The organism is Teichococcus aestuarii, from assembly GCF_042651065.1.
Classification (GTDB): domain Bacteria; phylum Pseudomonadota; class Alphaproteobacteria; order Acetobacterales; family Acetobacteraceae; genus Pseudoroseomonas; species Pseudoroseomonas aestuarii.
In genome coordinates, this window is record NZ_JBHSCH010000054.1 from 20060 (window position 1) to 31148 (window position 11089).

Here is an 11089-nt window from a genome sequence, read left to right on the forward strand (position 1 = left end):
CGCCTCGCCCGGCGGGGGCCACTTCCTGCTATAGGGTGCCGCCATGCGCGAGAATTCCTTCGATGTGGTGGTGGTGGGCGGCGGCCATGCCGGCACCGAGGCCGCCGCGGCCGCCGCCCGCTGCGGCGCCCGCACGCTGCTGCTGACCCACAAGCTTGAGACCCTGGGCGAGATGTCCTGCAACCCCGCCATCGGCGGGGTGGGGAAGGGACACCTGGTGCGCGAGGTGGATGCGCTGGACGGGCTGATCGGCCGTGCCGCCGATGCCGCCGGCATCCACTTCAAGCTGCTCAACCGCAGCAAGGGGCCGGCGGTGCGCGGGCCGCGCGCCCAGGCGGACCGGGCGCTCTACCGCCGGGCCATCCAGGCGCTGCTGGCGGCGCAGCCGGGCCTGACCATCCGCGCCGTGGCGGCGGAAGGGATGGAGCGCGATGCCGCCGGGCGCGTCGTGGCGGTGCTGACCGCCGATGGCGCGCGCATCGCCTGCGGCGCGCTGGTCATCACCGCCGGCACCTTCCTGCGCGGGGAGATCCACATCGGCGAGACGCGCATCCCGGCCGGGCGGGTGGGGGATGCGCCCTCGGTCGGGCTGGCGGTGGCGCTGGAGGCGCTGGGCCTGCCGATGCGCCGGCTGAAGACCGGCACGCCGCCGCGGCTGGACGGCCGCAGCATCGATTGGGCGGGCCTCGAGATGCAGCCGGGCGATGCCGAGCCGGAGCCGCTTTCCTGGATGACGGAGCGCATCGGCAACCCGCAGGTGGAATGCGGCATCACCGCCACCACGCCGGCGGGCCATGCGCTGATCCGCGCCAACCTGCACCGGGCGCCGATCCATTCCGGGCAGATCCAGGGGGTGGGGCCGCGCTACTGCCCCTCGATCGAGGACAAGGTGGTGCGCTTCGCCGAGCGGGAGCGGCACCAGATCTTCCTGGAGCCGGAGGGGCTGGACGACCCGACCATCTACCCGAACGGCATCTCCACCAGCCTGCCCGAGGATGTGCAGCGCGCCTTCCTGGCCACCATCCCCGGGCTGGAGAAGGCGGTGGTGCTGCGCCCGGGCTATGCCATCGAATACGACCATGTGGACCCGCGCGCTTTGCGCCCGACGCTGGAACTGCGCGACGTGCCGGGGCTGTTCCTGGCGGGGCAGATCAACGGCACCACCGGCTATGAGGAGGCGGCGGCGCAGGGGCTGTTGGCCGGCCTCAACGCGGCGGCGCTGGCGGGCGGCATGGCGGAGGAGCGGGTGCTGGCCCGTACCGAGGCCTATCTCGGCGTGATGGTGGACGATCTCGTGCTGCAGGGCGTCAGCGAGCCCTACCGGATGCTGACGGCGCGCTCCGAGCACCGGCTGGCGCTGCGGGCCGACAATGCCGGGCTGCGCCTGACCGCCAAGGGCATCGGCTGGGGCGTGGTGGGGCCGGAGCGCGCCGCCCGCTTCCGCGCCTTCGAGGCGGCGGTGGCCGAGGCCCTGGCGCGGGCGCGGGCGGAGGGCGGCAGCCCGGCGGCGCTGAAGGCGGCCGGCATCGCCATCAACCAGGATGGCCGCTGGCGCAGCCTGCTGGAGGTGCTGGCCCTGCCGGAGGTCGCGGCCGAGGCGGTGGATGCGGCCTTCCCCTGGCTGCGGGACCTGCCGCCGGGCGTGCGGGCCCAGGTGGAGGCAGAGGCGCTCTACGCCCCCTATCTTCAGCGCCAGGCGGCCGAGCTGCGGCTGCTGGAGAAGGAGGAGCGCACCGCCATTCCGCGCGGCATGGATTTCTCCGCCATTCCCGGCCTCTCCAATGAGATGCGCCAGCGGCTGAGCGTGGCGCAGCCCGCCACGCTGGGCGGCGCTGGGCGCGTGGCCGGCATCACCCCTGCGGCGCTCGCGGCGCTTGCCGTGCATCTGCGCCGCCAGACGGAGCGTTTCACGTGAAACAGGACCTGCACGACACTCTGCCCCCTCCGGCCGTTTCACGTGAAACAGAAGCGCGGCTGGAGCGCTTCCTGGCGCTGCTGCTGCGCTGGAATGCCCGCATCAACCTGGTGGCCAGCCAGGACCCGGGCGTGCTGCGCCAGCGGCACATCCAGGATTCTCTCCAACTCCTGCCGCTGCTGCCGCAGGGCGAAGGGCCGATGGCCGATCTCGGCTCCGGCGGTGGCTTCCCCGGGCTGGTCCTGGCCATGGCCGTGCGCCGCCCGGTGCATCTGGTGGAGTCCGACCGCCGCAAGGCCGCCTTCCTCCAGGCCGCCGCGGCCGAGCTGGGGCTGGCGCATGTCACGGTCCATGCCGCCCGCATCGAGGCGGTGCGCTTGCCGCCCCTCGCCGTGCTGACCGCCCGCGCCCTGGCGCCGCTGGAGAAGATGCTGCCCTGGGCCCAGGCCCTGCTGGCGCCCGATGGCGTCGCCGTGTTCCCGAAAGGGCAGGGGGCCGAGGCGGAAATCGAGGCCGCCACCGGGGCGGGCTGGACAATGGCCCTGCAGCGGTTCAAGAGCAGCACCGACCCGAACGCCACCATCCTTCGCATGTCTGGAATCCACCGTGCCGGCGAATAAAACCCTCCGCCGCATCGCACTCGCCAACCAGAAGGGCGGGGTGGGCAAGACCACCACCGCCATCAACCTCGCCACTGCGCTCGCCACCAAGAAGCGCGTGCTGGTCATCGACCTGGACCCGCAGGGCAACGCCTCCACCGGCCTCGGCATGCAGCGGGGCGAGCGCGGCCAGGGCAGCTATGCCCTGCTCGTCGGCCAGAAGCCGCTGGCCGAGCTGATGCGCCCCACCAAGGTGCCCGATCTCTTCCTGCTGCCCGCCGACAACGACCTCGCGGGTGCCGAGATCGAGCTGGTGGGCATGGACCAGCGCGAGCACCGCCTGCGCCTGGCGCTGGAGGCCGGCGCCGACACGCTGCGCGACTTCGACTTCATCCTGATCGACTGCCCGCCCTCGCTCGGCCTGCTGACGCTGAACGCGCTGGTGGCGGTGGAATCCGTGATGATCCCGCTGCAGACGGAGTTCTTCGCGCTGGAGGGCGTCTCGCAGATCACCCGCACCATCGACCGGGTGAAGCGCGTGCTGAACCCGGCCCTGTCGCTGGATGGCATCGTGCTGACGATGTTCGACCGCCGCAACAATCTCTCCGAGCTGGTGGCGGCCGATGTCCGCGCCTTCTTCCGCGAGCGCGTGTTCGAGACCGTCATCCCGCGCAACATCCGGGTCAGCGAGGCGCCCTCGCACGGGCTGCCGGTGCTGCTCTACGACCCGCGCTCCACCGGGGCGCAGGCTTACATCCAGCTGGCCGCGGAGCTGCTGCGGCGCGAACGGGCGAGGGGGAACAAGGCCGCATGAGTGGACGCAAGCCGCCCCGGCTGGGCATGGGGCTCTCCGCCCTGCTGGGCGATCAGAACGCCGCCACCCCCGCCTCGCCGGGCGCCAGCATTCCGCGCACCCTGCCGGTGGAGGCGATGGAGCCCGGCCCCTTCCAGCCGCGCGGGCCGATCGACCAGTCCGGCCTCGCCGAGCTGGCGGCCTCGATCCGTGAGCATGGCGTGCTGCAGCCCATCCTGGTGCGGCCGAAGCCGGGGCAGCCGGGGCAGTACCAGATCATCGGCGGCGAGCGCCGCTGGCGCGCCGCCCAGCTGGCGCAGCGGCACGAGGTGCCGGTCTTCGTCCATGAGCTGGACGACCGCATGGCGCTGGCCGCCGCGCTGGTGGAGAACCTGCAACGCCAGGACCTGAACGCGCTGGAGGAGGCGCAGGGCTATCAGCGCCTCTCCGACGAGTTCGGCCTGACGCAGGACGCGCTGGGCCAGGCCGTCGGCAAGAGCCGCAGCCATGTGGCCAACACGCTGCGCCTGCTGGCCCTGCCGCCCAAGGTGCGGGAGATGCTGGCCCGTGGCAGCCTCTCCGCCGGCCATGCCCGCGCCCTGCTGACGGCGCCGGACCCGGTGAAGCTGGCCGAGCTGGTCGTCACCCGCGGCCTGAACGTGCGGCAGACGGAGGCACTCGCCGCGTCCGCCGAGAAGCTGAAGCCGGGCCCCGGCCCCATCTCCGCCGACGCCGACACCAAGGCGCTGGAGCGCGACCTGATGACCCGGCTGGGCCTCAAGATCGCCATCCAGCACGGCAAGAAGGGCGGCAAGGTGACCATCGCCTATCGCGATCTCGACCAGCTGGACGGGATCGTGCGGCTGCTCTCGCCGCAGTAGCGGCCTCAGCCGCGGCGGCGCAGCGCCAGGGCCTGCCGGGCCAGGGTCAGGATGGCCTGCTGCGCCACCACACGGTCCGGGATCGGGCGGGCGGCGGAGCCGGACTTGCCGCGCTTCTCCGCCTCCAGCAGGGCGGTGCCGGCGGCTTCCAGTTGTGCCGGCGACCAGAGACGCAGGGCACGCTCGAAGGCGGGCTTCAGGCGGAAGAAGACGGGCGGGCGCAGCCCCTCCATCGCGGCATTGGCCTGCTGCCCGCCGGCCATGGCCAGCGAGGCCAGGTGCAGCCGCTGCACATGCCGCAGCGCCGCCCGCAGCACCATGATCGGGCTGGCGCCCTCGGAGAAGGCGGCCTCCAGCGCGCGGTCCGCCACCGGGATCTCGCCCGCCGTCGCGGCCACCAGCGCCTCGTCCAGATCCAGGGTGGAGCCTTCGCCGGCGCAGGCCAGCACATCCTCCTCCGAGAGGCGGCCGCCCTGGCCGGCATAGAGGGCCAGCTTCTCCACCTCGCGCCGCAGCAGCATGCGGTCCTCGCCCAGGCGGGAGGCCAGCCAGTCCAGCGCCGCCGGCTCGGCCGAGACGCCCTGCTCCTGCAACAGCCGCGCGATGCTGCCGGCCAGCTCCGCGCCACGCTCGCGGTAGCAGGGAATGACGGCGGCGCTGCCCATCGGCTCCAGCAGGGCGCGCAGCTTGGCGCGGGCGGTCAGCTCGCCGGCCTCCAGCACCAGCAGCGCCTCGCCGGGGCCCGCCAGCGCCTCCTTCACCGCGCCGGCCAGCGCATCCGTGGCGTCGCGCACCCGCACCAGGCGGCGCCCGCCGGTCATCGCCAGCGCTGCCATCTCGCCCGCCAGCGCCCCGGGCCGCGCCGCGGCCTCGCGCGCCAGCTCCGCCAGCCGGAACGGGTCGTTGCCGCCCACCACGCGGGCCACCAGCGCCTCGGCGCGCTCCTGGATCAGCCCCGCATCGTCCCCGTGCAGCAGGACCGCGCGCGTGGCGCCCGGATCGGCGAGGAAGGCTGCGACGCGACGCGGATCGAGCTTGGCCATCGGCTCCCCAGCCGCGCGTGCCCCGGGCACCGCGCGAAAACGGATGGAAACAGGAAGATGGACCGGGAAAGATCCTTTCCCCGGCCGTGCCGCCTCAGCCGGCGCGCCCCGCCCGCAGCTGGACGGAGAGCCGCAGCACGATGTCGTCCGCGAGCTGTTCCACCAGCCGCCGGATCGTGGCGTCGCGCGAGGCATCGGCGGCGAAGAACTGGTTGTCGGGGATGTTGAAGGAGTCGAAGGCCCGCTCCGTTCCCTGCGCCAGCGTGGCCGGCGGCGGCCCCTGCGAGACCAGCAGCCAGCTCGCCGTGGCGTTGTAGCGCAGCCGGGTGGGCGTGCCGTCGCGCCGGAAGCCTTCCGGCTCGGCGCCGAACTGCAGCCCGACGCGCAGCTCCTGCGTGGGCGCGGCCTGCCCGGCGCCGCCCAGGCGCTCCTGCAGGGCGCGGCGCAGCATCTGGCCGCTGCGCTCCGGGATCAGCGCCACCTGGGTGGAGGCGAGGACCTGCCGCACCGCCGGGTCGGACGCCGCCGCCTGCCCCTGCGGCCCATAGACGGGGCTGAAGCCGCAGCCCGCCAGGGAGAGCGCCCCGGCGGCGCAGAACGCCGCCAGCGCCCGCCTGGAAGGCTTCGTGGCCCTGGTGTCAGACGACGAAGTTGACGATGCGGCCCGGGACATGGATGCGCTTCCTGATGGGGCGCCCCGCAATGGCGCGTTGGACATTCTCCTCCGCCTCCGCCAGGGCGAAGACGGTGGCCTCGTCGGTGCCGACGGGCACCTCGATGGTGGCGCGCAGCTTGCCCAGCACCTGCACCGCCAGCGTCAGGCTGTCGGCGCGGGTCAGCGCCTCCTCGGCCTCCAGCCAGGGCAGGTTGGCCACCAGCCCAGCGCCGGGGCGGAGCATGGACCACAGCTCCTCGGCCAGATGCGGCATCATCGGGCTGACCAGCCGCGCCACGGCCTCCAGCGCCTCGCGCCGGGCCGCGCCATCCTCCGCCGCGCCCTGCTCGATGGCGTTGGCGAACTCATGGATGCGCGCGACGGCGACGTTGAAGGAGAAGCTCTCCAGCGCCTCCGTCACCGCCTGGATGGTGCGGTGGGTGGCACGGCGCAGCGCGCGGGCGGCGCCCTCGGCGGGCACGGCGCCCGGCGGCGGCAGCCCGTCCGCCGCGTTGTTCACCAGCCGCCACAGCCGCTGGGTGAAGCGCGAGGCGCCCGAGACGCCGGATTCGGTCCACTCCATGTCCCGGTCCGGCGGGTTGTCGGAGAGGATGAACCAGCGCGCCGTGTCCGCGCCGTAATGGTCGATGATGGCGCCGGGGTCGATCGTGTTGCGCTTCGACTTCGACATCTTGTCGTTGCGCGAGACGGTGACGGCGAGGCCCGTGGCCTTGTCCGTGGCGCTGCCATCGGCCGCCACGTCCACCTCGTCCGGCGCCAGCCAGCGGCCATCCTGCGCCTTGTAGGAGGCGTGCTGCACCATGCCCTGGGTGAACAGCCCGGCGAAGGGCTCGGGCGTGCCGAGCTGCCCCATGCCCTGCAGCGCGCGGGTGAAGAAGCGCGAGTAGAGCAGGTGCAGGATGGCGTGCTCGATGCCGCCGATATACTGGTCCACCGGCAGCCAGCCATTGGCGGCCTCGGCCACCAGCGGCGTGGCGGCCTTCGGCGCCGTGAAGCGGGCGAAATACCAGGACGAATCGACGAAGGTGTCGAAGGTGTCGGTCTCGCGCCGCGCCGCCGCGCCGCATTGCGGGCAGGCGACGTGCTTCCACGCCGGGTGGTGGTCCAGCGGGTTGCCGGGCTTCGAGAAATCCACATCCTCCGGCAGCGTCACCGGCAGCTGGTCCGCCGGCACCGGCACGGTGCCGCAGGCCTCGCAATGGATCACCGGGATCGGGCAGCCCCAGTAGCGCTGGCGGGAGACGCCCCAATCGCGCAGGCGCCAGTTCACCACGCCGGTGCCGGCGCCCTTGGCCTCCAGCGCGTCGATCGCGGCGCGCTTGCCCTCGGCGGTGCCGAGCCCGTCCAGGAAGCCGGAATTGTAGAGCGTGCCTTCATCCGTGTAGGCGGTCCTGCCGATGGCGAAGCTGGCAGGGTCCTCGCCGGGCGGCAGGATGACCGGCGGCACCGGCAGGCCATACTTGCGGGCGAAATCGAGGTCGCGCTGGTCCCCGGAGGGGCAGCCGAAGATGGCGCCCGTGCCGTATTCCATCAGCACGAAATTGGCGATCCACACCGGGAAGGTGGCGCCCTCGATGAAAGGGTGCGCGACGCGCAGCCCGGTGTCGATGCCGCGCTTCTCCGCCTGCTCGATGGCGGCCTCCGAGGTGCCCAGCGCCCGCACCTCGGCGATAAAGGCGGCGATCTCGGGGTTGGCCTCGGCGGCGGCGGCGGCCAGCGGGTGCTCGGCGGCGACGGCCAGGAAGCTCATGCCGAACAGCGTGTCCGGCCGGGTGGTGAACACCTCGACGCTCTCATGCCCGGCCACCGGGGTGGCGAGCGGGAAGCGCACGCGCGCGCCCTCGCTGCGGCCGATCCAGTTGGCCTGCATCAGCTTCACGCGCTCGGGCCAGCGGTCCAGCGTCTCCAGCGCGGCGAGCAGCTCTGGCGCATATTTGGTGATGGAGAAGAACCACTGGGAGAGCTTCTTCTTCTCCACCGGCGCGCCCGAGCGCCAGCCGCGGCCGTCGATCACCTGCTCATTGGCCAGCACGGTGTGGTCCACCGGGTCCCAGTTGACCCAGCTTTCCTTGCGCTCCACCAGCCCGGCCTGGAGGAAGTCCAGGAACAGCTTCTGCTGCTGGCCGTAGTAGCTGGGGTCACAGGTGGCGAACTCGCGGTCCCATTCCAGCGAGAGGCCCATGCGCTTCAGCTCGGCGCGCATGGTGGCGATGTTCTGGTAGGTCCAGGCGGCGGGGTGCACGCCGCGCTCGCGCGCCGCGTTCTCGGCCGGCAGGCCGAAGGCGTCCCAGCCCATCGGGTGCAGCACCTGGTGCCCGCGCGCCCGCTTGTAGCGCGCCACCACATCGCCCAGCGTGTAGTTCCGCACATGCCCCATGTGGATCTTGCCGGAGGGGTAGGGAAACATCTCCAGCACGTAGTATTTCGGCCGGCTGCCATCGGGCACATCCGGCACCTTGAAGCAGTCCTGGGCATCCCAGGCCTGTTGCCAGCGCGGCTCGGCACTGGCGAAGTCGTAGCGGGCGGGCGTGGCTGCGTCGTTCATGGGACCAGGCGATCGATATTCCGGGGGGAAGGGATACGGTCTTGGCGCCGCCATGGGAAGAGCGGCCGGGCCGGAAGCCGTGCGGATCGCCGGGGCCGGACATGACAATGGCGCGCCGGGGGGCGCGCCATCGGGTCGCTCAGGCTGTGCGCGGCGCGTTCAGCGCGCCGCGGTCTGGCTGCGCAGCTCGCGGGCGCGGGCCAGGACCTGGTTCTCCATGTCGGTGTTGGTGCTGGGGGCCACGGGGGCATCGACCCAGGTGCCGTTGCGCTGCTCCTGCCGGAACACCGAGATGCGCACCCCGTCCGAGCGGAGCTGGCGGCCGAGGATATAGGCGGTGGCGCGGAAGCGCTCGCCGGGCGTGGCCGGCGGCGAGTACCAGTCGGTGATGATGACGCCGCCGAACGGGTCCGCCGAGGAGAGGGGCAGGAAGGAGAGGGTGTCGAGCGTGGCGCGCCACAGATAGGCGTTCACGCCCAGCGCGCCGGATTCGCTGGCGCCGCCACCGCGGCCGGAGCGGTCCGTGCCCATGATGAGCAGGCCGTCCTGCTCGCCGCTCAGCCGGCCCTGCACGCGGGCGCGGCGCGAGTCGTTGTTGTATTCGTCGTTCTCGACGACGCGACCGCTGCTGCAAGCCGCCAATGCCAGGAGCATCAGGGGCGCTGCGGCCAGGGGGCGAAGGTTCAGTGCGGCTCGGGCACGGTGCTTCAGCATGGCGGTCACTTACGTCTGAGGGCCTGCGCTAGGCAAGCGGTAAAAAAAGAAGGGCGGCAGGTTGCCCTGCCGCCCTCCCTTCTCCAATCCCCGAGGGGGATCAGAAGGCGAAGCGGAAGCCGGTCAGGAAGACCTGGCCGTCGACCGAGTTGTTCGCGGTGCCGCGGCCGCCGGTGGCGAAGTTCACGCCGGCTTCCTCAATCTTGTAGGTCGTGTACTCGGCGATGTACTCGATGCCGGGCGAGATGCGGTAGGTGCCGCCGACGCTCAGGCCCTTGTCGGTACGGCCGCCGGTGTTGGCGAGGCCCGCCGTGTTCACGCTCTGCGCGCCAGCCGAGCGGGTCTCGCCGTACTGGGCGCCGACCGTGATCTGGCCCAGCGTGTAGGAGGCGCCGACGTTGAAGGCCTCGTAGCGGCGGTCGTCGTTGACCAGCTTCAGGCGCGGCGTGGCGAAGCCGAGGCCGGCGTCACCGAACAGGTACTGACCGCCGACCAGGAAGCCATAGGCCGACAGCTGCAGGCCGAGGGCGCCCACATTGATGCGGTCGACGCCGAAGCCGTTGGTGTTCTTCACCGCGTCGGCGCCGATGTAGGCGGCCGAGGCGCCGAGGCCCACGCCAGCGAAGCTGCCGCGATAGCGCAGGGCGGCCACGACCTCGTTGCGGCGGCGCGCCGTGGAGGAGCCGAAGGTCTCGATGGAGGCCAGGCGGTCACACGAGGCGTTGCCGGTGGTGCAGCCGGACAGCGGGCCCTCGCCGGTGTTGAAGGCGAAGCTGGCGCCGAAGTCGAAGCCGGCGAACTGCGGCGACATGTAGATGATCTTGGTGTTGTCGCCGGCGTCGGAAGGCTGGCTCAGCGCCGGGGAGTTGCCGGACAGGCTGTCGTAGAAGTCGCCGTCCAGGCCGCCGGTCGCGAAGTTCGCGATCTGGCCGACGCTCATCAGGCCCCAGACGTTGTCTTCGTCACCCATGCGCAGCTGGCCGAAGCTGCCGGCCACGTAGCCCCACACCTCGTCGAGGTCGAGCGAGGTCTTGCTGTTGGTGCCGGAGGTCGCCTGGCGGACGCTGTCGTTCTGGATCTCGACGGCCACACCGTAACGCAGGCCGTTGGCGGCCTTGCCGTTGGCGACGATGTGGATCTCGGTCTCTTCCTGGAAGTCGGACTTGCCCTGGTTGAAGCCCGTCCGGCCGGCGCCGGTGCCGGTGCCGTTGTTCAGGTAATCCTGATCGGTGTTCGAGTAGTAGAACCGGAAGAAGCCGCCCAGGCGGACTTCCAGGTCACGATGCGAGGTCATCGCCGGGCCGGCAGCCCGGAACGGGTCGGCACCCTGCGCCATCGCGCCGGTCGAGGCCATGACGACGGCGCCAACCACGGCGGTCGTGCCCAGCAGAATCTTGCGCATCCCAAATCCTCCTCACGCGCCAGGCGGTGCCCGGCTGGTCCCGCGGCCCCCTGTCCCCCTCGACAGGAGTCCGCCATAGGCAGGGCGGACTGTCAGGCCTCGGGGCGGACTATGGTTCAGCCCGATCCGGGCCGGCAATGCTCCGCTTGCAGCCTCCGCGACTTCCTTGAAACACTGTGTCCCGGATGCAACAGGGCCGTGATGGCGGCCAATCCACAGGCTCCGGGCGGGGTGCGGGGGGCGGTTGTGGCCGTGATGCCACCCAGCGCCATGGCCGGCCGCCCGGCCCGCCGCGCCAGCGCGGCCCAGCGCCAGACCCCGAGGCAGGGCGCGCCCGGATGGCTGGGCGTGGCGAAGAGCGGCGAGAGGAACAGGAGGTCGGCCCCCTGCCGCCGTGCCCGCGCCAGGCCCGGCGTGCCATGTTCGGCGGCCGAGAGCAGCGGCCAGGTCGCGCTGGCCCGCCGCGCCAGCCGGAAGGCGGCCATGCCCGGCGGTGGGGCGCGGTCCGGCAGGTGCAGGCC

Annotated in this window: 10 protein-coding genes; 4 read left to right on the forward strand and 6 right to left on the reverse strand. The window is 72.4% G+C overall.

Annotated elements, in window-relative coordinates:
• The first annotated feature begins 43 nt into the window (after positions 1 to 43).
• Genes mnmG through ACFOY6_RS18070 form a run of 4 tightly spaced genes read left to right on the forward strand, consistent with a single transcriptional unit; the run spans position 44 to position 4188 of the window.
• On the forward strand, positions 44 to 1915 hold the full coding sequence (gene mnmG, locus ACFOY6_RS18055) for a tRNA uridine-5-carboxymethylaminomethyl(34) synthesis enzyme MnmG (RefSeq protein ID WP_379651844.1): 1872 nt from the start codon (positions 44 to 46) through the stop codon (positions 1913 to 1915).
• Positions 1912 to 2535, forward strand: a complete 624-nt coding sequence (rsmG, locus tag ACFOY6_RS18060; RefSeq protein WP_379631795.1) for a 16S rRNA (guanine(527)-N(7))-methyltransferase RsmG — start codon at positions 1912 to 1914, stop codon at positions 2533 to 2535. The genes mnmG and rsmG overlap by 4 nt, the downstream gene beginning before the upstream one ends.
• A complete protein-coding gene (locus ACFOY6_RS18065) occupies positions 2522 to 3328 on the forward strand; it encodes a ParA family protein (protein WP_109515814.1) in 807 nt (268 codons plus the stop codon). Before rsmG ends, ACFOY6_RS18065 begins: the two co-directional genes overlap by 14 nt.
• The gene (locus ACFOY6_RS18070; RefSeq protein WP_379651845.1) at positions 3325 to 4188 is read left to right on the forward strand and encodes a ParB/RepB/Spo0J family partition protein; all 864 of its coding nucleotides are present in this window, start codon (positions 3325 to 3327) and stop codon (positions 4186 to 4188) included. The genes ACFOY6_RS18065 and ACFOY6_RS18070 overlap by 4 nt, the downstream gene beginning before the upstream one ends.
• 5 nt (positions 4189 to 4193) lie before the next feature.
• On the opposite strand, the gene holA is transcribed toward ACFOY6_RS18070, so the two are convergent.
• The 6 genes from holA to ACFOY6_RS18100 all read right to left on the reverse strand — a co-directional run.
• Positions 4194 to 5231 carry a DNA polymerase III subunit delta gene (gene holA, locus ACFOY6_RS18075; protein WP_379651846.1) on the reverse strand — a complete coding sequence of 346 codons (1038 nt, stop codon included), beginning with the start codon at positions 5229 to 5231 and terminating at the stop codon, positions 4194 to 4196.
• A 94-nt stretch (positions 5232 to 5325) separates the two neighbouring features.
• Positions 5326 to 5904 carry an LPS assembly lipoprotein LptE gene (gene lptE / locus ACFOY6_RS18080; protein WP_181378001.1) on the reverse strand — a complete coding sequence of 193 codons (579 nt, stop codon included), beginning with the start codon at positions 5902 to 5904 and terminating at the stop codon, positions 5326 to 5328.
• Positions 5870 to 8452: a leucine--tRNA ligase gene (gene leuS, locus ACFOY6_RS18085; protein ID WP_379651847.1), complete on the reverse strand. Its 2583-nt coding sequence runs from the start codon at positions 8450 to 8452 to the stop codon at positions 5870 to 5872. The genes lptE and leuS overlap by 35 nt, the downstream gene beginning before the upstream one ends.
• 159 nt (positions 8453 to 8611) lie before the next feature.
• Entirely contained in the window at positions 8612 to 9106 is a 495-nt protein-coding gene (locus ACFOY6_RS18090) for a DUF3576 domain-containing protein (RefSeq protein ID WP_367604200.1), read from the reverse strand.
• A 160-nt stretch (positions 9107 to 9266) separates the two neighbouring features.
• Entirely contained in the window at positions 9267 to 10568 is a 1302-nt protein-coding gene (locus ACFOY6_RS18095; RefSeq protein ID WP_109515820.1) for a porin, read from the reverse strand.
• 116 nt (positions 10569 to 10684) lie between these two features.
• Positions 10685 to 11089: thiamine phosphate synthase (locus ACFOY6_RS18100; RefSeq protein ID WP_379651848.1), on the reverse strand; the 405-nt coding region annotated here is incomplete at its 5' end.